Raw genomic sequence first — 21,660 nt, forward strand, 5'->3', positions numbered from 1 at the left:
GACGACCAGGCCCTGGTACGCGCCGGGCTCCAGGTCGTGCTGGCGGCGGAGGACGGGCTGGAGGCGGCCGGGGAGGCCACCGACGGCGAGGAGGCCATCACCGCCGCCCGGGTCCTGCGCCCCGACGTCGTGCTGCTCGACATCCAGATGCCGAACCTGGACGGCCTGGCCGCCGCCCGCCGCATCCTGGCGGCGGAGAACCCGCCCAAAGTGATCATGATGACCACCTTCGGCAGCGACGAGAACCTCTACGCGGCGCTGCGCGCGGGCGTCAGCGGGTTCATGCTCAAGACCTCGCCGCCCGAGCAGCTCGTGGCCGCCATCCGGGCCGCCGCCGCCGGCGACGCGCTCATCGACCCTGCGGTCACCACCCGGATCATCTCCGCCTTCGCCGGCCGCACCGACCCGGACTCGCCGCCGGGGCTGGCCGGGCTCGCCGACGCCCAGCTCGACGTCGTCAAGCTGGTGGCGCGCGGCCTCACGAACCGGCAGATCGGCCAGACCCTGGCCATGCCGGAGCCGGAGGTGCAGGCGACGGTCCGGGGGCTGCTGGAGCATCTGGGGCTGTTCGACCGGGCGCAGCTCGTGGTGGCCGCCTACGAGTCCGGCCTGGTGACGCCGGGCAGCACCCCGACAAAATAGCCGGACATATCGTCCCTTCGGTGCAAAAAATCACCCCGTACTAGGCTGGGGGTCGTGGCACAACTGCGCATCGCCCTGGCCCAGACGAACCCGACCGTAGGCGACCTGGCCGGCAACGCCGACAAACTCGTGGCGTGGGCCCGGCAGGCCGCCGACCGCGGCGCCCACCTCGCCGTGTTCACCGAGATGTTCCTCACCGGCTACCCCGTCGAGGACCTCGTGCTGCGCACCTCCTTCGTGGACGCCTCCATCGCCGCGATCGAGGAGTTGGCGCTCCGCCTCGACCGGGAAGGGCTCGGCGACCTGCCGGTGGTGGTCGGCTACGTGGACCGGGCCGGCCTGGCGCCCCGGGTCGGCCAGCCCAAGGGCGCCCCGCTCGACGCCGCCGCCCTGCTCCACCGGGGCCGCGTGGTGGCCCGCACCGCCAAGCACCACCTGCCGAACTACGGGGTGTTCGACGAGTACCGCTACTTCGTCCGCGGCGACCGGCTGCCGATCTTCCGGCTGCACGGGGTGGACGTGGCCGTCGCGGTCTGCGAGGACCTCTGGCAGGAGGGCGGCCCGGTGGCCGTCGTCGGCCGGGCCGGCGCGGGCCTGGTCGTGGTGCCGAACGCGTCCCCGTACGAGAAGGAGAAGGACGACGTCCGCCTGGAGCTGTGCGCGCGCCGGGCGCGCGAGGCCGGTTGCGCGCTCGCCTACGCCAACCAGGTCGGCGGTCAGGACGAGCTGGTCTTCGACGGCGACTCGCTGGTGGTGGACGCGGACGGCGAGCTGGTGGCGCGGGCCGCCCAGTTCCGTGAGGAGCTGCTGGTCTGCGACCTCGACCTGCCGGTCTCGTCCGCCGAGCCGGGATCCTTCCCGTACGACGCCGGCGACGGCACCACCATCACCGTGGACCGGCTGGTGCTGTCCGACGAGCCGGTCGCCCCGTACGAGCCGGAACCCCCGAGCGTCGCCGAGCCGCTGGACACGCCCGCCCAGGTGTACGCGGCGCTGGTTCTGGCGGTGCGCGACTACGTGGCCAAGAACGGGTTCGAGTCCGTCATCCTGGGGCTGTCGGGCGGCATCGACTCGGCGCTCACCGCCACCATCGCCGCCGACGCCATCGGGCCCTCGCGGGTGCACGTGGTGCTCATGCCCTCCCGCTACTCCTCCGAGCACTCGCTGGCCGACGCCCAGGACCTGGTCCGGCGGCAGGGGCTGCGGGCTCGGGTGGCGCCCATCGCCGAGATCGTGAACGCCTTCGAGAAGGAGATCGAGCTGTCCGGCCTGGCCGCCGAGAACCTCCAGGCCCGGGTCCGCGGCATGATCCTCATGGGCCTGTCCAACCAGCACGGCCACCTGGTGCTCACCACCGGCAACAAGAGCGAGCTGGCCACCGGCTACTCCACCCTCTACGGCGACTCGGCGGGCGGCTTCGCGCCGATCAAGGACGTGCCGAAGCTCATGGTGTGGGAGCTGTCCCGGTGGCGCAACGCCCACACCGACCCGTCGTTCCTGCTCGACGCCGAAGAGCCGATCCCGCCCAACTCGATCACCAAGGAACCCAGCGCCGAGCTCCGCCCCGACCAGCGCGACACCGACTCCCTGCCGCCGTACGAGATCCTGGACCGGCTGCTGGACGACTACGTGGAGAAGGACATGGGCTCGGCGGAGCTCATCGCCGCCGGGCACGACCCCGCGCTGGTCGCCCGGGTCATCCGGCTGGTGGACGTGGCCGAGTACAAGCGCCGCCAGTATCCGCCGGGCCCCAAGATCACCCCGAAGAACTTCGGCCGCGACCGCCGCCTGCCCATCACCAACCGCTGGCGCGAGACCACGTAGTGTTCGATCGCCGATCTGTCAGGCCAGCAGGAGGGTCAGGCCGCCGAGGGTGTAGCAGAGCATGAGGACGAACAGGGGGATCTGGCCCGCGACCGCCCTGGCCGGCGGGAGCAGCCGGACCGAGCGGTCGTGGGCCGCCACCACGCCCGCCACGTGACCGGCGACGATGGCCAGCACCTGCACGGTGGCGATCACCGGGGCGGACACCAGTTCCCTGTCGACCTCGGCGTCGAGCCCGAGGGAGAGGATGATCGCGCGCTGGCCCTCGATGACCAGCAGCGAGAAGTAGTGCGCGATCAGGTAGCCGATGGCGATCGGCACCAGGGAGTGGGCGAAGCGCGGGGCCAGGCCGCGGGCGCCGCCGATCCGGCCGGCCAGCCACAGGCAGCTCCCGTACAGCAGGGCGACGGCGGCGATGGCGGCGAGCAGGCCGGCGGTGCCGAGTCCGGTGCGGCCGAGCGGGCCTGACTGGAGGGCGTCCACCCAGGCGGGGCTGGTGGAGAAGCCGTCGTAGCCGGTGCTGCCGAGCAGCACGCACACGGTGGCGACCAGGCCGGGGGCCGGCTGGATGGCGTCCAGGCCGTCGAAGGGGCCGCGGAGCACGAGGACGCCGTCGGCGCGGCGGCCGAGGGGGGCGAGCTGGCCGGCCAGGGTCGAGTACACCTCGAACGGGTCGCCGCGTTCCAGCCACGCGTGCCCGTACCTGAGGGTTCCCGTGATCTGCGCGGCCGCGTACAGGGCGAGGAAGGCGAGGAGGGTGGCCGGCGCGGCGGGTTCGGGGGCGACGAGCTCCATCCAGGTGAAGGCGAGCAGGCCGAGCGCGGCGGGCCAGTAGCCGAGGCGCGGCGGCAGCGGGCGGCGGGCGCGGTCGGGCAGCAGGCGCAACGGGTTCAGCAGCCGCCACACCGGGCCGAACAGCAGCGACGCGGGGATCAGGCCGACCCAGAAGAGCACGTAGATCAGGTACGCGCCGGCGTTCGGGGATTCGGGGCCGAACAGCAGCCAGCCGACGGTGTAGGCCGCGGCGAGCAGCGTGAGGACGCGGAGCGGACGGGCGGGGAGGCGGAGGTTCAGGGGCACGCCGGCGCGGTCGCCGCGGAAGCGGGAGTCGGCCCAGAGCAGGCCGAGCGCCAGGAAGGAGACGACGAGGGCGGCCAGCGCCCCGGCGTAGGCGTAGAAGAGCGGGATCGGCAGGTCGGCCCGGTCACCGACGCCGTGCGCGAACAGCGCCCCGACCTCCCGGACGACCTCCCGCACCGCCCCCCAGGTCGCGGTCGCGTCCGACGCCGCCGTCACGGGTACGGTCGCGTCCGACGCGGCCATCACAGGCGCGGTCGCGTCCGACGCCGCGGTCATGGGCGCGGTGTGGAGCGTGGTCACCGGACCGCCAGCTGGACGAGGACCAGGCCGCTCTCGTGCGTCTCCACCTCGAACACCCCGGTCATGTCCGCCACGAAGCGCACCGTGGCCGGTTCGCCGGGCCGCAGGTCCGCCGTGACGTCGTAGCCGTGGACGTGCAGTTCGTCGGCGACGTCGCTGGTGACGGTGATGCTGACGGTCCGGCCGCGGGCGACCTCCAGCCACCCGGACGGGGGTCGCACCCGCCCCGCCTCGATGGCGATGTCCGCGTGCGCCTCCCCCGGTACGGGGGCCGCCGTGGCGACCTGGTGGCTGTTGCCCGGCCGATGGTGGGTGTCCGACAACGTGCCGCACCCGGCCAGGACAAGGGCCGCCAGGAGAAACGGCACCGCGCCGCCGCGTCCGGTCACGCGGGGACCTCCGCCTCGTCGGCGGCCTTCTCCGGCGTACGGGTGCGGCGCGGGGCGAGCCGGACCACGGCCCAGAGCACCCACACGCCCGTCAGCAGCCCCCGTACCCAGCCGGGACCGAGCGGGACGAGCGGGATGAGCCCGATCACGCGGTCATAGGCGTCCGCCGCGGCCAGCGCGCCGAGCACGATCGTGAACCAGGCGAACGCCCCCGGCCGCAGCGCCGCGCCCAGGCAGAGCCACCAGCCGGCCATCAGCAGCAGCGCCACCCCGGTCAGGTACGGCCGGTCCATGGCGGCCCCCGCCACGTCCAGCGCCAGCCCGGCCAGCCCCACGATCGACCCGGCGGCGATCAGGCGCAGCCGCCGCTCCCCCGGCTCGCGCGCGGCCGCCGGCACCCCGTTCTCCGCCGGGCCGCCGCGCCGTCGCCGGGCCGAGCGCTGGGCCCGTACCCAGAACAGGACCGCGACCAGCCCCAGGACGAGCGAGCCTCCCAGGGCGAGCTGGGTCTCCACCCGGCCGAAGCCGGAGGCGCCGAACCAGTCGCAGCCCGCCGGCAGGCGGGCCTGGGCGGCGTTGAAGTCGGAGCACAGGAACAGCTTGGCGACCTTGACGGGTTCGGCCAGCACGCGACTGGAGCCGCCCGACAGCTCGGGCGCCCGCGCGCCGCAGCGGGGCAGCGCCGCGGGCGAGGTCGTGGCGACGTCGCTCTGCCAGCAGTTGCCGGCGCCCTGGCCGTCCCACCAGACGTCCATGCCGTTGGGCCGGTGTTCGCCGGTGGGGCTGACGCCGAGCACGTTGCCCTCGAAGCGGTTGTCGTTGGAGGTGTCGGCCTGCTTGGCCAGGTCACCTTCGCCGCGGATGAAGGCGGGCACGCCGAAGAGCTGGAAGGCGGCGGCGCGGTTGTTCCACAGGTGGTTGTCCCTGAACACGTTGTAGTTGCCGCCGGCCACGATGACGCCGGTGCCGGGCGGGACGCCGACCTGGGGGCAGACGACGCCCTGCTCGTAGCCGCGTTCGGCGGGCGGCCGCGAGCAGGTGCCGTCGCGGGTGTACCGGTAGTAGTCGCGGTTGTTGTCGTAGATCTTGTTGTTCTCGAACAGCGCGTGGTTCTGCGGCAGGCCGGGGTGGTCGGGCCAGAGGCTGTCCATCGTGGCGCCGACCATGTTGTCGTAGAACTCGTTGTCGTGCGCCCACACCGAGTCGCCCGCGGTGCCGGAGTAGCCCAGCGCGTTGTCGTGGCTCTTGCAGCGGCGGATCTCGATGGAGTAGCGGGGCACGTCGTGGCCGCGGCCGCTGTTGATGTCGGAGGCGCTGCCGGGGTAGAGGCCGCCGTCGCCGTTGCCGTACGACTCGCAGTCGGTGTAGAGGCCGTGGTCGCTGGCGAAGGTGAGGAAGCCGTACTCGTCGTTCCAGCGAGTGAGTACGCGGTCGATGACGAATCCGTCGGTTTCGAGCACGTACAGGGAGTTGAAGGTGGTGCGCTGGGCGGTGAGGTTGACGAAGTAGACGCCGTCGGCGCGGTCGGCCCTGATGGCGTTCAGCTTGCGGTACTCGGCGTCGACGATCACGTCGAGCGGTCCGGCGCCGGTGCCCTCGATCTGCAGGTCCTTCTTGCCGAGGATGGCGACGAGGTTCTGGTTGTGCGGGCACTGGACCTGCTGCTCGAAGCTGAGGATCTGGTAGCCCCAGTCGGACCAGCGGGCGGGGAGCTGGGCGCAGGCGCCCGTGGGCGGGGGCAGGCTCGGTTCCTCGCGGTAGAGGCCGGGCAGCATCGCGATCGTCATGCCGGGCTTGTCGACCTGGTCGACCGCCTCCTGAAGGTGTCTGAACCCGTCCTTCTGGCAGGCGGCGAAGAGGCGGAGGTTGCGTTCCTTCAGCTCGGCGGGGAAGCCGGAGACGCGCCGTTCGAAGTCGGCCCTGTCGGTCTTGCACACCAGCAGGTCGGGCTCGCCGGTGCGCAGCGTGGGGACGCTGCCGGACCCGTCGGGGAACGTGACGGGCCGTTCCTCGTGTGCCAGCGCCGCGCCGGCGGGCGCCAGCAGGGCCAGGGCGAGCAGCACGAGCACGGCGATCCGGCGTAAGGGGCGCATGATCGCGAGACTAGAGCAACGCTCACCTTCTGCCTAGGGCTGCTTAGGGCTGCCCAGGGCTGCGTGGGGGCCGCGGCGGTCGCCGGCGGGGTCAGGCGCGCGGGGCGAAGCCCGCCATGGCGTGGTCGACGACGCGTTCGGCCAGGTCCTCCGGGAGGTCGCCCTCCGGGCCCCACTTGTTGAAGAAGATCATGGCGCCCGTCAGCAGCGCCATGGCCAGATCGACGTCCAGGTCGGGGCGGAGCTCGCCATTGGCGACGCCGCGGCTGAGCACCTCCCGCATCGCCACCCGCCGTGGCTCCAGCGCCAGCTTGTAGAAGCGCTCGCTGACGCGCTTGGAACGGTCGCTCTCGCTCAGCGCCACGTTCATCGCGCAGCGGGCCCGGCGTTGACCGGCCTCCCGGCGCGCGAGGTCGAGCAGGGCGACCAGGTCGTCGCGCACCGACTCGCCCGCCAGCGGCGGGAGCGGATGGCGGATGGTCGCCAGCGCGTCGACGACCAGGTCCTCCTTGTTGGCCCAGCGCCGGTAGATCGTGGTCTTGCCCACGCCCGCGCGGGCCGCGATCGCCTCCATGGACAGCTCGGCGACCCCCATGCCGTCGGCGATCAGGTCGAGGGTGGCCGCGATGATCGCCTTCTCGGCCCGCTCACTGCGCGGGCGGCCCGCCCTGGACTGGTGCTCGGTCGTCATGTCGGCCCAAGACTACCGGCCGGTTCGGGCTGATCGGCCTGCCGGACGGTACGTGGCTTGCCGGGCATCCAGCGGGCCACCACCGCGGCCCCGATCAGGGCGATCACCGCCGAGGCCAGGGAGGTGACGTGCATGCCGTGCACGAACGCCTCGCCCGCCTCGGCCATCAGGGTCGCGCCGCGCTCGCCGAGCCGGCTCGCCACCTCGGCCGTCGCCATGATGGACTCGCCGCCCGCGTGCCGCACGTCCGCGGGCAGGCCCTCCAGCGCGGGCGCGATCTCGCCGCGGTAGCTGGACGACAGCACCGAGCCCAGCACGGCCACGCCGAGCGCGCCGGCGACCTGGCGGACGGTGTTGCTCATGGCCGAGCCGACCCCGGCCTTCTCGCGCGGCAGCGCCTCCATGATGGCCGTCGTGGCGGGCGGCATGATGTTGGCCATCGCGGCGCCCTGCACGAAGAACACGGCCAGCAGCACCGGGACCGGCGTGTGCAGGTCGAAGAACGTGTAGCAGAACAGGATCGCCGTCAGCACCAGCAGGCTCGCGGTGGCCGACACCTTGGCCCCGACCTTCTCGTTCACCCGCTGGCTGAGCGGCGCGAAGATGAGCTGCGCCACCGCGAACGGCAGCATGAGCGCCCCCGCCTGCACCGGGCTGAACCCCAACGCCACCTGCAGGTAGAAGGTGAGGAAGAACATCCCGCCCATCATCGCGAAGAAGACGATGCCGATGGTGGCGATGGCCGAGCTGAACCGGACGTCGCGGAAGTAGCGGACGTCGAAGGCCGGGTGGTCGATGCGCCGTTCCCACCAGACGAACGCCGCCAGCACCACGGCGCCGGCCAGCACCGGCACGAGCACCTCGGCCGTGGCGACGGTGGCCAGCTCGCCGCCGCGGATGATGCCGTAGACGACGGCGACCAGGCCGACGATCGACAGCAGCACGCCCACCGGGTCGAGCCGCGACGGCTTGGGGTCACGCGACTCGGGCACGATCGGGACGATCAGCGCCATGCTGATCAGCACGATCGGCACGTTGATCAGGAAGACCGAGCCCCACCAGAAGCGCTCCAGGAGCAGCCCGCCGGTGATGGGCCCGATGGCGACGGCCAGCCCGACCCCGGCCGCCCACACGCCGATCGCCTTCCCTCGCTCCCGTGGCGGGAAGACGTTGGAGATGATCGCCAGCGTGGCCGGCATGATCGCCGCACCGCCGACGCCCATCGCCGCCCGCGCCAGGATCAGCTGCGTCGGGTCCTGGGCATAGGCGCTGACCAGCGACGACAGGCCGAACAGCACCATGCCGACGATCAGCATGCGCTTGCGGCCGGTGCGGTCGCCGATCACGCCGAAGGTGAACAGCAGGCCGGCGAAGACGAGCGTGTAGGAGTTGATCGCCCATTCCAGCTCGCCCTGGGTGGCGCCCAGCCCGGCCACCGGGTCGGCGATGGTCTTCATCGCCACGTTGAGGATCGTGTTGTCGAGCACGACCGCCAGCAGGCTGAACACCAGCACGCCAAGGATCGCCCACCGGCGTGGATGCCCCGCGTTCTCGTCCATGAGCACACCTGATTTCGACACGGCTACGTTGCGCACCGCGACGGTATCCCACCATGTTCCGATACGCAACCGTATCGTTTCGTATCAGCTCGCGGCGGACCCCTCCGGCACCTTCACGGCGTCGCCGGGGGCGGGCGCGGGCTTCGTGCCGCGGCGCCAGAACGGCAGCGCCACCAGCACCATCACCACGCCCAGCAGCCCGGCGACCGCGAACGCCCACGGCGCTCCGTAGAGGTCGATGACCTTCCCCGCGATGGGCGCCGAGGCCGCGCCGCCGATCAGCAGCGCGGTGCCGTGCAGGCCCATCGCCTCCCCCCGCGCGGCCGCGGGCACCCAGCGGGTGAGCGTCTCGACGGTGGACGTCAGCGCGGGCGCGCAGAGCAGGCCGGCGGGCAGCAGCGCCAGCACCAGCCACCACCAGCCGCCGGAGACCAGCATCACCGGCACGGTGAGCAGCCCCATCAGGCCGATGAGCACGAGCGGCGAGAATCCGCGCGAGAGCATCCCGTAGAGGAACCCGCCCATCAGCGAGTAGAGGCACCAGATGCCGATGGCCAGGCCGATCCACCCGGTGTAACCGCTGCCCTTCATCGTGCCGACCATGGCCAGCTCGGTCGCGGTGAGCACGAACGTGGCGGCCGCGGCGGTGCCGAGCAGCGCCACCAGCCGGGGCGTGACCCAGACCCGCCGGGGGACCTTGACCTCCCGCTCCTCCAGCTCGGCCGCCGACCTGGTCGGCGGGTCGAGCAGCAGGAGCCCGACCCCGGCGCCGGTGGTGCCGATCGCGATGGCGGCCATCGTCGCCCCGCTGCCGAACGCGGTGATGCCGAGGACCGCCAGCGCGGGCCCGGTCATGTAGGACACCTCGACGAACATCGAGTCGAACGAGAACGCCGTGCGGCGCTGCTCCAGCGGCACCATGGCGGCCAGGCACTGGCGGATCACCCCGAACACGGGCAGCGCGAGCAGCCCGGCCACCGCCGCCGCGACGATCAGCACCGGATAGGGCAGCGCCCAGGCGCACGACCAGAACACCGCCTGCGCGACCGTCGTGACGAACAGGACCGGGCGCAGACCGTAACGGTCGACGCATCGGCCGGCCAGCGGAGAACCCGCCGCCATGCCGATGGTGCTCGCCGCCGTCACCGCCCCGGCCGCGGTGTAGCCCAGCTTGAGTGTCTCCAGGACGTGCAACGTCAAGGACATGCCCATGGCCGTCATGGGCACCCGCGCGGCCAGGCCCACGCTCAGGAGCACACCCACGCCAGGCAACCGGAACAGACGCCGGTAAGGATCGAGAACCATCTTTATTGCTGACCTCCCGGACCATTGTTCCAGCCCGCACCGACAGTTCCGCGACAGGTTTTCGCCGCACGGCCACCGCCTGGCATCATCGGGAGTGAGTCCGGGGACGCCACCGGGGCGCCTCGAGACGCTTCCGGAGGTCGACCTCATGTCTTCAACCACCCTGTACGGCGGCGCGTCCGGCCGCCGCGTCACCGTGCGCGACCTCGCCGCGGCCAAACAGCGCGGAGAACGGTGGCCGATGGTCACCGCCTACGACGCGATGACGGCCCGGGTGTTCGACGCGGCGGGCATCCCCGTCCTGCTGGTGGGCGACTCCGCCGCCATGGTCGTGTACGGCTACGACTCCACCCTGCCGGTCACCGTCGACGACCTGCTGCCGCTGACCGCGGCCGTGGTGCGCGGCTCGTCGCGCGCGCTCGTGGTCGCCGACCTGCCGTTCGGCTCGTACCAGACCTCACCGGGGCAGGCGCTGGAGTCGGCCGCCCGGTTTATGAAGGAGGCCGGCGCGCACGCGGTCAAGCTGGAGGGCGGCCGCCGGATCGCGCCCCAGGTCGAGGCGCTCGTCTCGGCGGGCGTGCCGGTCATGGCGCACCTCGGCCTGACCCCGCAGTCGGTCAACGTGTTCGGCGGCTACCGCGTCCAGGGGCGCGGAGCGGCGGGCGACGAGCTGATGGCCGACGCCAAGGACCTGCAGCGGGCCGGCGCGTTCTCGGTCGTGCTCGAATGCGTCCCCGCCGACCTGGCCGAACGGGTCACGGCCTCGCTGGACATCCCCACCGTCGGCATCGGCGCGGGCCCGGCCACCGACGCCCAGGTTCTCGTCTGGCAGGACATGGTGGGGCTGACGCCCCGCCCGGCCCGCTTCGTCAAGCGCTACGCCGACCTGGGCGCCGACCTCGACCGGGCCGCGCGCGCCTTCGCCGCCGACGTGGTCAGCGGCTCCTTCCCCGGCCCGGAGCACGCCTACACCTGAGCCGTCGTTCCGGACGGCCGCCCTCCGGGCGGTCACCCGGCCGGACGCGCAGGCGGCCCTCCGGACGGTTCTCCGGGGGTCATCCGGGGATCATCCGGGGGTCATCCGGGGGTCATTCGGGGGCGAGGGTGGCCGGGTCGGTGTTGGAGCCGCACACCAGCACCGCGACCCGCTCGCCGGGCGCGGGGGTGTAGGCGCCCGACAGCAGCGCGGCGTACGCGGTCGCGCCGCCGTGCTCGGCGACCAGGCGGTGCCTGTCCCAGAGGGCTCGCCTGGCGGCCACGATCGCCTCCTCGGTGACCAGCACGCTGTCCGCACCGGCCGCCGCGAGTATCCCGTGGGCGAGCTCGCCGAGGGCGGTCGCGCCCAGCGAGTCGGCCGCCACCCCGCCCACCTCCACGGCCACCGGCCGGCCCGCCTTGCGCGCTTCGTGGAAGGTCGGGATCCGCTCCGGCTCCACGGCGACGATCCGCGGCCCCCCACCCCCACACTCGGACACCGCACCGGATCCAGCAGGCGACCCGGACCGCCCGGCAGCCTCAGCACCGGAATCGGACAGAGACCCGGACCGCCCCGCGGCCTCAGCACCGGAACCCGACAGAGACCCGGACCGCCCCGCGGCCTCAACGCCGGAACCGGACGGCGACGCGACCGAGCCGGCGCCGAGGGCGACGCCCGCGGCGAAGCCGCCGCCGCCGACGGCGACCAGGATCGTGTCGACCCCGCCCGTCTGCGCCATCAGCTCCAGCCCGGTGGTGCCCTGCCCGGCCACCACCTCGGCCTGGTCGTAGGCGTGCACCGGCAGCGCGCCCGTCTCGGCGGCGCGCTTGACCGCCGCCTCCGCCGCCTCGGCGTACACGGCGCCCACCTGGTTGATCCGGGCGCCGAGCGCCCGCAGCCCGGCCAGCTTGACCGGGCTGGTCACCTCGGGCACGAAGATCTCCGCCCGCGCTCCCAGCGCCCGCGCCGCGTACGCGACCGCCAGCCCGTGGTTGCCCCCACTGGCGGCGATCACCCCGGCGGCGGGGATCCCGTCCGCCGCCAGCATCCGGTTGAACGCCCCGCGCACCTTGAACGACCCGGAGTGCTGCAGCAGCTCCAGCTTGAGCACGAGCCCCGGTGCGACCTCCAGGACCGGGGTGCGCAGCACGTACGCCCCGATCCGGCCGGCCGCCGCCACCACGTCCGCGTACGCCACCCTCACAGCTCCCCCTCGATCATCCGTTTGAGCCGTGCTATCCGCTCCTCGTCGCGCCGGTAGAACACCCACTGCCTGATCCGCTTGCCGCGGATCAGGCCGGCGCGCTCCAGGATCTTGAGATGGCCGGTGGCGCTGGGCTGGGTCATGCCGAGCTTGGCCGCGATGGAGCGGCCGCACACCCCGTCGGTCACGAGGTCGCCGTCGACCTGGGCGGGGAAGTGGGCCACCGGGTCCTTGAGCCAGCGCAGGATCATCAGGCGCGGCTCGCTGGCCACGGCGCGGAGCTCGGACAGCATTGAGGCATTTTCCTCAATGCCTAAGGGCTACGTCAACGCCTGCTCGAAGTCCGCCCAGAGATCCTCGGCGTGCTCGATGCCCACGGCCACCCGTACCGTGCCCTCGCCGATGCCGTGCCTGGCCAGTTCGTCGGCGCTGAGCGAGCGGTGCGAGGTGGTGGCCGGGTGCAGGATGAGCGTCTCGACGCCGCCGAGCGAGGGCGCGACCAGCGCGAGCCGTACCGACCGCATGAACCTCTCCCCCGCCGGGCGCCCGCCCGCCAGGTCGAAGGCGAAGACGCCGCCGAAGTCGGGCAGCAGCTTGCCCGCCACCTCGTACGACGGGTGCGAGGGCAGCCCCGGCCAGTGCACGGCGGTCACCGACGGATGCTCCGCCAGGCGGGTGGCGAGCAGCCGGGTGTTGGCGCAGTGGCGTTCCATGCGCAGCGCCAGCGTCTGCATCCCGCGCAGGCTGAGCCAGGCGGCGAACGGGTCGGGCGTGGGCCCCAGCTCGTTCGCGAAACCCCAGACCTCGCGGTGGAGCGCGTCGTCGGCGAAGACCGCCATGCCGCCGACCACGTCCGTGTGCCCGGACAGGTACTTCGTGGTGGAGTGGACCACGATGTCCGCGCCGTGCTCGATCGGGCGGCACAGCAGGGGCGTGGCGAAGGTGTTGTCGACCACGCTGATCAGCCCTAGTGCGCGGGCCACCCCGCACATCGCGGGCAGGTCGGCGACCTGGCCCATCGGGTTGGCGATGGTCTCCAGGTAGACGAGCCTCGTCTCGGGCCGGACGGCGGCCCGCAGCGCGGTGGGGTCGTGCTCGGGCACGTAGCTGACCTCCACGCCGTACCGGGAGACCAGCTTGTTGATCATGCCGGCGGTGCCGCCGTACAGGGCCCGCTGGGCGATCAGGTGGTCACCCGGCTTGAGCAGGGCGAGCAGCACGGTGTTGATGGCGCCCATGCCGGAGCCGGTGGCGACGCCCGCGACGCCGCCCTCCAGTCCGGAGACGGCCTGCTCCAGGGAGCGGACCGTGGGGTTGCCGTAGCGGCCGTAGGAGAACGGGCCGTCGGGCCTGCTCATGCCGTCGGCCATGGTCTCGGGGTCGTCGAAGGAGAACCCGGAGGTCTGGTAGATGGGCACGGTGATCGGGCGGCTGCCTTCGATCACGGGGTGGGGAACGTGAACCGTGCGGGTTTCAGGGCGGTAGTCGGTCATGTATGCAGGATCTCCGGGAAAGTGGTGCGAGATCAGGGCCAATCCCACAATATTGGTCCATGAATGGGGCCAATACCGACCACCTCGTCGATCTGCTCGGCCGCTGGGCGTCCGGTCGCGGGCCGCTCTACCTGCTGCTCGCGGCCCGGCTGCGGGCGCTCATCGACGACGGCGTGCTGCACCCCGGCGAACCGCTGCCACCGGACCGGGTGCTGGCCGGACGCCTGGCGGTCGGCAGAGGGACCGTGGTGGCCGCGTACGAGCTGCTCCAGCGGGAAGGGCGGGTGCTGCGGCGGCAGGGCAGCGGCACCCGGGTCGCCGAGCTGGACCTGCCCGGCCTCCGCACCTCCGACGGGGTGACGACGAACCCGTTGCTGCTGCACATCCTGCACCCGCCCGACGGGGCCATGCTGCTGACCTGCGCCGCCCCCGACGAGCCGCCCCCGGAGCTGGCGGAGGCGTACGAGGAGGCGGCCGGGCGCCTGGCGGGCATGCGCGACCTGGGCTACCAGCCCGCCGGCCAGCCGGACCTGTGCGAGGCGGTGGCGGCCTACTACCGCAGGCGCGGCCTGCCGACCACCGCACAGGAGATCATCGTGACGACCGGGGCTCAGCAGGCGCTCACCCTGCTGGCCGGGCTGCTGGTGTCGCCCGGCGACCGGGTGCTGACCGAGTCGCCCACGTACCCGGGCGCGCTGGAGGTCTTCCGACAGGCCGCGGCCTCGGTCCGCCCGGTCCTCCTGGACCCCCTGGCCCGCCCCGAGGAGTCCCCCGCTGACGAGTCCTCCCTCGGCGAGCCCCCCTTGGGCGAGTCCTCCCTGGGCGAGTCCTCCCTGGGTGGAGCCTCCCTGGGTGGAGCCTCCCTGGGCGAGTCCTCCTTGGGCGGGGGCTTGGACGCCGGGAGCCTCTTGTCCGCGGTGCCCGCCCCCGTCGCCTCGGGCCGCCGCCTCGCCCCGATCGATCTCGTACGGGCCGCGCGGGAACGCGCCGCGCTGCTCTACACCGTGCCGACCGCGAGCAACCCCACAGGGACGATCATGGACGTGCGCACCCGCCGCCGGGTGGCCGCGCTCACCGCCGAGCACGACCTGCCGGTGATCGACGACGAGGTGTGCGCGGAGCTCTGCTTCGACGGCGAGACCCCGGCCCCGCTGGCCGCCTACGCCTCCGGCAAGCAGGTGATCACCGTCGCGTCGCTCAGCAAGATGGTCTGGGGCGGCCTGCGCATCGGCTGGATCAGGGCGCCCGCCCCGCTGGTGGCCCGGCTCGCCAGGCTCCGCGCCGTGCACGACCTCGGCGGCGACGTAGTCAGCCAGCTCGCCGCCACCGCGCTGCTGCGCCGCCTCGACGAGATCAAGCACGCCCGCCTGCCGGTGCTGCGCGCCCGCCACGACCACCTGTGCGCCGAGCTGCGCGACCGGTTACCGTCCTGGTCGTTCGAGCCGGCCAGGGGCGGGCAGACGATCTGGGTACGGCTGCCGCGCGGCGAGGCCGACTCCTACGCCCAGGTCGCGCTCCGGCACGGGGTGGCGGTGCCGCCCGGCCGGTCGTTCGACCCGCTCGGCGGGCTGGCGGACCGGATGCGGCTGCACTTCCTGTTCCCCGAGGCGGAGCTGTCGGCGGCGGTGCGGGCGCTGGCGGCGGCCTGGCGGGCCTACGACGGCGTCGAGCGCCCGCCCTCCCGACCGACTCTCGTCGTCTGACGGTGATGCCCCAGATGAGCCTCGTCCCGACCGCCCGACCGCCCGACCGCCCGGCTTCCCGGCTGTGCTCGGCGCGGGGCTGGCGGGGTGTCTCGGCGGGTCCGCCAGGAGCTGACATCGCGGCGAGCCGGCGTCCGCGTACGGCAAGGTGGGGAGCATGACGTTCGTGCTCGTACACAGTCCCAGCGTGGGGCCGTCCACGTGGGGGCCGGTGGCCGCGGCGCTGGAGCGCCGGGGCCACGCGGCGGTGGTGCCCGACCTGACCGGAGTCACCGCGGGCGACCCGCCCCACTGGCCGCGCGTGGTGGAGACGGTGCGGGCCGCGGCGCCCGCGCAGGGCCCGATCGTGCTGGCCGCCCACAGCAACGCCGGGCTGTTCGTGCCGGTGATCAAGGAAGGGCTGGGCGACCGGGTGGTCGCGTGCGTGTTCGCCGACGCCCACCTGCCTCCGGAGCGCGGGCTGGTCAAGCCGGGGCAGGACGGCTTCCTGCCGTTCCTGCGCGAGCTGGCCGGGGAGAGCGGCGTGCTGCCCCGCTGGACCGACTGGTGGAGCGAGGAGGACGTGGCGCCCATGCTCCCGCCCGACCCGGCCCTGCGCGAGCGGGTGGTGGCGGAGCAGCCGCGGCTGCCGCTCGGCTTCTACACCGACCCGGTGCCGGTGCCCGCGGGCTGGGACGCGGTGCGCTGCTCGTGCCTGTGGTTCGGCCCGCCGTACGACACGGTGGCGGAGCGGGCGCGGCAGCGCGGCTGGCCGGTGCTGCGCATCCCCGGCCGTCACCTGCACCAGCTCACCGATCCCGAGGCCGTGACCACCGCGCTGCTGAAACTCTCCCGCAGATCGTGAATCCTTCACTGCCGCCGCGCGCCCCTGCCCGGGAGAGTCGTGGGCATGACGGCGATCCTGGTGAACACGCTGCGCAAGCGCTACGGCGCCTTCGAGGCGGTCAAGGGCATCTCGTTCAAGGTGCCTCACGGACAGATCTTCGCCCTGCTCGGCAGGAACGGGGCGGGCAAGACCACGACCCTGGAGCTGCTGGCCGGGTTCCAGCGCCCTGACGGCGGCTCGGTGCGGGTGCTCGGCCTCGACCCGGTGTCGGACCGGGCGGCGGTACGGCGACGTACCGGCATCATGCTCCAGGAGGCGGGGTTCTTCCCCGACCTGACCGTAAGGCAGACCGTCGACATCTGGCGCGACTTCACCTCGGCGCCGCGCCCCCGCGACGAGGCGCTGGAGCTGGCCGGGCTGGGCGGCAAGGCCACGACCCGGGTGCGCCAGCTCTCGGGCGGGGAGAAGCGGCGGCTCGACCTGGCTCTCGCCCTGCTGGGTCGGCCCGACGTGCTCTTCCTCGACGAGCCGACCGCGGGCATGGACCCGCGGGCGCGCCTGGACACCTGGCAGGTGGTGCGCGAGCTGGCCGGGCAGGGCACCACGATCCTGCTTACCACCCACTACCTGGAAGAGGCGCAGCGGCTGGCCCACGCCATGGCGATCCTGGACGAGGGCGAGATCGTCGCCGCCGGGGGCATGGCCGAGACGCTGGCCGGACTGCGCGGCCGGGTGGCGTTCCGGCTGCCCGCGGGCGTCGGGCCCGGGGAGCTGCCACTGCCGGTCACGTTCGACGGGGAGCTGGCCGTGTGCCGCGCCGGCGACCCCGACCTGGCCGCCCAGGCGCTGCTGAGCTGGGCCGCCGGGCGGGGGCTGCGGCTGGCGGGCCTGGAGGTTCGCACCGCTACTCTTGAAGACCTCTTCCTCGACCTGTCCGGGAGCGGGCGATGACCTTCGCGGCCACGTACCGGCTGGGCACCCGGCTGTTCTGGAGAGACCGGGGCATGCTCGTCGGCTCGGTCGTCACGCCGGTGGGGCTGACGATCGGGATGCCGGTCCTCATGCGGAACGTCGCCCCCGAGGGCGTAGCCGCCGCCACCCAGGTCTTCCACGGAATGATCGCGGTCGTGCTGGCCATCACCACGTTCATGACCACGGTCGTCACCCTCACCATGCGCCGCGACCAGCTCGTGCTCAAGCGGCTGCGCACGACCGAGCTGACCGACGGCCAGATCCTCGCCGGACAGCTCGCCGGCGTCGTGACCCAGACCGTGCTCCTCGTCGGGCTGTCCACGCTGGCGGTCCGCGTCCTGGCCGGCGTGCCGCTGCCGGCGAACCCACCGCTGTTCGCGGCCGCCGTCGTGACGGGCGCCGTGGTGATGGCGCTGCTGGCCGCCGCGTACACGGCCGTCATCCCGCGGGCCGAGCTGTCGGCCGCGTTCGCCATGCCGGTGTTCCTGCTGGCGGGGGTGGGCGCGGGGGTGATGGGGCCCATCCCGCTGCCGTCCTTCGCCCGGACGGCGCTGGACCTGCTGCCGACCGCCGCCGTGGCCGACGCGGTGCGCCACGGCGAGGTGCTGGCGCCCGTGCTGAACCTGGCGGTGTGGACCGTGATCGGGGTCGTGAGCCTGAGGCTCTGGTTCCGGTGGGAACCGAGGCGCTCATCATCGACGTCGTGACCTCCACCTCCGCCCGGCGCGTGGCGAGCGGCCTGCTCACCGGCGTCGCCATCGCCTACACGCTGCTCGGGCTGCTCTACTACCAGTTCGGCGTGCTGCTGGGGCTGACGGCGACGGCGATCATGCTGACTGTGGTGGCCCTGCACTACGTGAACATGCGCGCAGGACTGGGCGGGAGGCGGCCCGCCCTGTTCCCGCTCACGCTGGTGCTCCAGGCTCTCGTCACCTACGTGCCCGACGGCCTGCTGCCGTCCGGCTACTCGTCGGTGGCTGCGCCGATGCTGGCGGGAAGCGTACTGGTGCTCCTGCCGCTGCGCTGGGGCGCGCCGCTCGTCGCGGCGATGACGCTGTACGGGACGTACGCGACCTGGACCGGTCTGCCCTTCGCCATCGTGTCCTTCTTCTTCAGCCTCGCGGTTCCCATCACCGGGGCCATGATCTACACGCTGGTGCGGCTGGCCCGGCTCGCCGTCGAGCTGGAGGAGGCCAGGGCGGAGCTGGCCGAGGCCGCGGTGCTGAAGGAGCGGCTGCGCATCTCCCGCGACCTGCACGACGGTCTGGGCCGCAGCCTCACCGCCATCGCGCTCAAGGGCGACCTGGCCGGTCGGCTGCTCGACCGCGACCCGGAGTCGGCGCGGGCCGAGGTGACGGAGCTGGTCCAGGTGGCCAGGGAGGCGGCACAGGACGTGCGGCAGGTGGCGCGCGGCTATCGGGAGCTGTCGCTGATGGAGGAGACGCGCCGGGCGGTGGCGCTGCTGGAGACGTCCGGAGTGCGCTGCCAGACCCACCTGTCCGAGGTAAGGCTGCCGAAGCCGTCGGACGAAGCGCTCGCCTGGGCCGTTCGGGAGGCCGTCACCAACATCGTGCGCCACAGCCGTGCCACCACCTGCACGATCACCACGTCCCACCGCGGCGGGCGGCTGCGCCTGGAGATCGCCAACGACGGCGTCCCGGACGGCCCCGTCGTCCGCAGAGGGGGCCTGACCGGCCTGGCCGAGCGGGCCGGCCAGGCAGGCGGCACCCTCGCCACCGGGCGCGGCGACGCGGACGGGTTCCTGCTGGTGATGGAGGTGCCGGCATGACGGCGATCCGGGTGATGCTGGCCGAGGACATGCACATGATCCGCGCCGCCCTCACCGCACTGCTGCGTCTGGAGTCCGACATCGACGTGGTGGCCGAGGTCACGCGCGGCGACGAGATCGTGCCCGCGGCCCTGCGGACCCGCCCCGACGTGGCGATCGTGGACATCGACCTGCCGGTCGTCGACGGCATCACCGCCGCCGCCGAGCTGCGCGAGCGGCTCCCGGACTGCCGCGTCCTCGTGCTGACGGCGCTCGGCCGGCCCGGCCACGTGCGCTGGCGGCCGGCATCGAGGCGTTCCTGGTCAAGGACGCGCCCGGGGACCGGCTGGCCGACGCCATCCGGCGCACCGCGGCGGGGCTGCGGGTGCTCGATCCGGAGTTGGTGTCCGCCGCCATGGCGTATGGCGAGAGCCCGCTGACTCCCCGTGAGTCGACCGTACTGACGCAGGCCGCCCGAGGCGCTACGGCGGAGGAGATCGCCTCCCACCTGCACCTCTCCCCCGGCACCGTGCGCAACTACCTGACCGGAGCCATCGCCAAGACGGGCGCCCGTAACAAGATCGACGCCGTCCGTATCGCCCAGGACGCCGGCTGGCTCTGACACCGCGACCCCCGCCGGGTCACAGGCCGCGCAGGCGGAGGTAGGTGGACAGTTCGGCCGTGCCGTCGAGCATGGCCCGGCCGCGCAGGCGGAGTCTCGACCGCCAGGCGTCCAGCGCTTCCTCCAGCGGGCCGACCCCGCCGGCCTCCCGCACCCTGGCGACGGCCGCGGCGATCTGGCTCAGCGGGTAGCCGCCGCGCCGCAGTTGCCGGGCCAGGTGCGCGTCGCGGACCGCGGCGGGCGGGTAGCGGCGGTAGCCGGTCGCGGGGTCGCGTTCGGCGCGCAGGATGCCGGCCCGCTCCCACGTGCGCAGCGTCGCCGGGTGGATGCCGAGTTGGTGGGCGAGGGCGCCGACGGACGGCGCCCCGCGCACCGGCCGGTCGTCCCCGGGAACGGGGGCGAGCGCGGCCAGGGCGGCGGCCGCCTCGTCCAGGGTGGCCCGATCGCGGAGCATGTCGGCGTGGCCCCGTTCGACGAGGCGGAGTACGGCCTCCTCGTCGCCGGCGTTGGCGGCCCGCAGGATCGCGGCGGCGCCCTGGTGGCCGAACCCCGGCCGGAGCGTGAGGAAGGCGCGCAGGGCCTGGGCGTGGACCGGCGTGTACTGCCGGTAACCGTGGCCGTCGCGCGGGGCCGGAGGCAGGATCCCGTCGTCCTCGTAGTTGCGCACGGCCTGCGCGGACAGGCCGTGCTCGCGCGCGAGGTCGCTGGGCCGGAGCCGGGCGGCGCGCGTCACCCCCGCCTCCGCTCCGAGAGTCCGCGCACCGGCCGGGAGCAGCCGCTAGATGTCGGTGATGCGGATGCCGGCGTGGGCCTTGTAGCGCCGGTTGACCGAGATGATGTTCGCGGTCAGCGCCTCGACCTGGAAGGCGTTGCGCAGGCGGCCCCCGTAGACGCCCCGCACTCCGGGGATCAGGCCGGCCAGCGCCTGCACGGTGTCGGTCGCCTCCCGGTCCTCGCCGAGCACCAGCACGTCGAGGTCCACCTTCTCCACCGCGGGGTCGAGCAGCACGACGGCCGAGACGTGGTGGAACGCCGCCACCACCCGGCTGTCGGGGAGCACCGCCGCCGCCTGCTGGGCGGCGCTGCCCTCCTCGACGGCCAGCGCGTAGGCGCCCTTCTTGTCGAAGCCGAGCGGGTTCACGCAGTCGACCACGATCTTCCCGGCGAGCTGCGGGGCGAGCGACTCCAGCAGCGTCTTGTGCCCGTCGTAGGGCACCGCCACGATCACCAGGTCGGCCTCGGCGGCCACCACGGCGTTCTCCGCTCCGACGACCCCGGCCCCGGCCCCGGCCCCGGCCCCGAGGGAGTCGGCCGCCTCCTGCGCCCGCCCGGCGCTGCGCGAACCGATCAGCACCTTGAGCCCGGCCAGCGCGAACCGCCGGGCCAGCCCTTTTCCTTGGTCTCCCGTACCGCCCAGAATGCCGATGGTCAGCCCGCTCACGTCAGTCATACGACGCATCATGCCAGCAGGCGTACGGCTGCCCGACACGCCCCCGGCCGGGAAGGTCACCACACCCGCACCGTCAGGCCAGGGCGAAAGCCTCACCGCCGCCGCGGCCCGTCCGGCACGATGGGAGTCATGGATGCAGGGGCGGTCGCGCACCTTCGTGAAGTCCTCGCCGCGACCGGGTGGGTGGAGCGCACCCGCGAGCTGGGCCGGGCGCTGCGCACCACCCGTTCTCCCGGCGGCCTCTTGCTGGTGGGCACGCCCGGCGACGAGCCCTGGCATCTGACGGCGCATCTCGCCGACGAGGCCCGCCTGTCGGGGCTGCCGCAGCTCGCGCCCACCCTGGTCCGCTGGTCCCCGCCCCCGGGGGCCCCCGCCCACCTGCGCGTGGGGCTGGAGCGGATCGAGCGGGCGGCGCGCGGCGAGACGCTGTTCGTGGTGGCCGGGCAGCAGGCCCCGGTGCCGCTGCTGGAGCGGATCGACGACGCCCGCCGCACCGGCGCCACCGTCCTGGCCCTGGAGAGCGGCGACGCGGAGCTGGCCCGGCTGGCGCACGACGCGATAGCCGTCCCCGAGCACGCGCCGATCAGCTTCGACGGCGCCCAGCATCTGGTGAGCGCCGCCGCCGGCGAGATCGCCCAGCAGCCGGGGCTGCGCGAGCGGCTGGCCCGCCTGCTCGACAAGGTGAGCGGCCCGCGCCTGACCGACTAGCGCGACGGCCTTCGCCTGAGCGCGGGCCCGCCTCGGCGCGGGTCCGGCGTCGTCA

The 21,660-nt window shown here is 73.6% G+C and carries 20 protein-coding genes and 1 pseudogene; 10 read left to right on the plus strand and 11 right to left on the minus strand.

The window, feature by feature from the left end; all coding sequences use genetic code 11:
* Nucleotides 1-642 (plus strand): response regulator (locus tag OUY22_RS18845; protein ID WP_270156332.1); only part of this gene is annotated, 642 nt, incomplete at its 5' end.
* 54 nt (nucleotides 643-696) lie between these two features.
* Nucleotides 697-2,466, plus strand: a complete 1,770-nt coding sequence (locus tag OUY22_RS18850; protein WP_270156333.1) for an NAD+ synthase — start codon at nucleotides 697-699, stop codon at nucleotides 2,464-2,466.
* 18 nt (nucleotides 2,467-2,484) lie between these two features.
* On the opposite strand, the gene OUY22_RS18855 is transcribed toward OUY22_RS18850, so the two are convergent.
* The 6 genes from OUY22_RS18855 to OUY22_RS18880 form a co-directional block, all read right to left on the minus strand.
* Nucleotides 2,485-3,822: a hypothetical protein gene (locus OUY22_RS18855; RefSeq protein ID WP_270156334.1), complete on the minus strand. Its 1,338-nt coding sequence runs from the start codon at nucleotides 3,820-3,822 to the stop codon at nucleotides 2,485-2,487.
* Nucleotides 3,823-3,842: 20 nt separating this feature from the next.
* Nucleotides 3,843-4,235 (minus strand): cupredoxin domain-containing protein, encoded by a 393-nt coding sequence (locus OUY22_RS18860; protein WP_270156335.1) that lies wholly within the window; start codon nucleotides 4,233-4,235, stop codon nucleotides 3,843-3,845.
* Nucleotides 4,232-6,328, minus strand: a complete 2,097-nt coding sequence (locus OUY22_RS18865) for a hypothetical protein (protein ID WP_270156336.1) — start codon at nucleotides 6,326-6,328, stop codon at nucleotides 4,232-4,234. The genes OUY22_RS18860 and OUY22_RS18865 overlap by 4 nt, the downstream gene beginning before the upstream one ends.
* A gap of 91 nt (nucleotides 6,329-6,419) precedes the next feature.
* Nucleotides 6,420-7,019: a TetR/AcrR family transcriptional regulator gene (locus OUY22_RS18870; RefSeq protein WP_270156337.1), complete on the minus strand. Its 600-nt coding sequence runs from the start codon at nucleotides 7,017-7,019 to the stop codon at nucleotides 6,420-6,422.
* Nucleotides 7,016-8,578: an MFS transporter gene (locus OUY22_RS18875; RefSeq protein WP_270156338.1), complete on the minus strand. Its 1,563-nt coding sequence runs from the start codon at nucleotides 8,576-8,578 to the stop codon at nucleotides 7,016-7,018. Before OUY22_RS18875 ends, OUY22_RS18870 begins: the two co-directional genes overlap by 4 nt.
* An 84-nt stretch (nucleotides 8,579-8,662) precedes the next feature.
* Nucleotides 8,663-9,841, minus strand: a complete 1,179-nt coding sequence (locus OUY22_RS18880; RefSeq protein WP_270156339.1) for an MFS transporter — start codon at nucleotides 9,839-9,841, stop codon at nucleotides 8,663-8,665.
* A gap of 190 nt (nucleotides 9,842-10,031) precedes the next feature.
* On the opposite strand from OUY22_RS18880, the gene panB reads away from it, so the two are divergent.
* Nucleotides 10,032-10,859 carry a 3-methyl-2-oxobutanoate hydroxymethyltransferase gene (gene panB, locus OUY22_RS18885; RefSeq protein WP_270156340.1) on the plus strand — a complete coding sequence of 276 codons (828 nt, stop codon included), beginning with the start codon at nucleotides 10,032-10,034 and terminating at the stop codon, nucleotides 10,857-10,859.
* Between the two features lie 112 nt (nucleotides 10,860-10,971).
* Here panB and OUY22_RS18890 read toward each other — a convergent pair whose 3' ends face one another.
* From OUY22_RS18890 to OUY22_RS18900, 3 genes are read right to left on the minus strand one after another with little or no spacing between them, the layout of a single operon-like run.
* The gene (locus OUY22_RS18890) at nucleotides 10,972-12,057 is read right to left on the minus strand and encodes a pyridoxal-phosphate dependent enzyme (RefSeq protein WP_270156341.1); all 1,086 of its coding nucleotides are present in this window, start codon (nucleotides 12,055-12,057) and stop codon (nucleotides 10,972-10,974) included.
* Between the two features lie 2 nt (nucleotides 12,058-12,059).
* Nucleotides 12,060-12,356: an ArsR/SmtB family transcription factor gene (locus OUY22_RS18895; RefSeq protein WP_270156342.1), complete on the minus strand. Its 297-nt coding sequence runs from the start codon at nucleotides 12,354-12,356 to the stop codon at nucleotides 12,060-12,062.
* A 27-nt stretch (nucleotides 12,357-12,383) separates the two neighbouring features.
* Entirely contained in the window at nucleotides 12,384-13,556 is a 1,173-nt protein-coding gene (locus tag OUY22_RS18900) for a trans-sulfuration enzyme family protein (RefSeq protein WP_270156343.1), read from the minus strand.
* A 59-nt stretch (nucleotides 13,557-13,615) separates the two neighbouring features.
* Here OUY22_RS18900 and OUY22_RS18905 point away from each other — a divergent pair, with 59 nt between their 5' ends.
* The 6 genes and pseudogenes from OUY22_RS18905 to OUY22_RS18930 all read left to right on the plus strand — a co-directional run bounded on the left by OUY22_RS18905 (nucleotide 13,616) and on the right by OUY22_RS18930 (nucleotide 19,447).
* Entirely contained in the window at nucleotides 13,616-15,259 is a 1,644-nt protein-coding gene (locus OUY22_RS18905; protein ID WP_270156344.1) for an aminotransferase-like domain-containing protein, read from the plus strand.
* A gap of 157 nt (nucleotides 15,260-15,416) precedes the next feature.
* Nucleotides 15,417-16,103: an alpha/beta hydrolase gene (locus OUY22_RS18910; protein WP_270156345.1), complete on the plus strand. Its 687-nt coding sequence runs from the start codon at nucleotides 15,417-15,419 to the stop codon at nucleotides 16,101-16,103.
* Between the two features lie 45 nt (nucleotides 16,104-16,148).
* Nucleotides 16,149-17,036 (plus strand): ABC transporter ATP-binding protein, encoded by an 888-nt coding sequence (locus OUY22_RS18915; protein ID WP_270156346.1) that lies wholly within the window; start codon nucleotides 16,149-16,151, stop codon nucleotides 17,034-17,036.
* The gene (locus OUY22_RS18920; protein WP_270156347.1) at nucleotides 17,033-17,764 is read left to right on the plus strand and encodes an ABC transporter permease; all 732 of its coding nucleotides are present in this window, start codon (nucleotides 17,033-17,035) and stop codon (nucleotides 17,762-17,764) included. The genes OUY22_RS18915 and OUY22_RS18920 overlap by 4 nt, the downstream gene beginning before the upstream one ends.
* A complete protein-coding gene (locus OUY22_RS18925) occupies nucleotides 17,761-18,846 on the plus strand; it encodes a sensor histidine kinase (protein ID WP_270156348.1) in 1,086 nt (361 codons plus the stop codon). The genes OUY22_RS18920 and OUY22_RS18925 overlap by 4 nt, the downstream gene beginning before the upstream one ends.
* Nucleotides 18,843-19,447 (plus strand): annotated as a pseudogene (locus tag OUY22_RS18930) (response regulator transcription factor). The gene OUY22_RS18925 and the pseudogene OUY22_RS18930 overlap by 4 nt, the downstream one beginning before the upstream one ends.
* A 19-nt stretch (nucleotides 19,448-19,466) precedes the next feature.
* Here the strand turns inward: OUY22_RS18930 and OUY22_RS18935 are convergent.
* Both OUY22_RS18935 and npdG read right to left on the minus strand, forming a co-directional pair.
* Nucleotides 19,467-20,180: a MerR family transcriptional regulator gene (locus OUY22_RS18935; RefSeq protein ID WP_270156349.1), complete on the minus strand. Its 714-nt coding sequence runs from the start codon at nucleotides 20,178-20,180 to the stop codon at nucleotides 19,467-19,469.
* A gap of 45 nt (nucleotides 20,181-20,225) precedes the next feature.
* Nucleotides 20,226-20,897 (minus strand): NADPH-dependent F420 reductase, encoded by a 672-nt coding sequence (npdG, locus tag OUY22_RS18940; RefSeq protein WP_270156350.1) that lies wholly within the window; start codon nucleotides 20,895-20,897, stop codon nucleotides 20,226-20,228.
* Between the two features lie 129 nt (nucleotides 20,898-21,026).
* Between npdG and OUY22_RS18945 the strand changes: the two genes are divergently transcribed.
* Complete coding sequence (locus OUY22_RS18945) at nucleotides 21,027-21,605, plus strand: hypothetical protein (protein WP_408638179.1); 579 nt, start codon at nucleotides 21,027-21,029, stop codon at nucleotides 21,603-21,605.
* Nucleotides 21,606-21,660: the final 55 nt, after the last annotated feature.

Source organism: Nonomuraea corallina, assembly GCF_027620315.1.
Taxonomy (GTDB): domain Bacteria; phylum Actinomycetota; class Actinomycetes; order Streptosporangiales; family Streptosporangiaceae; genus Nonomuraea; species Nonomuraea corallina.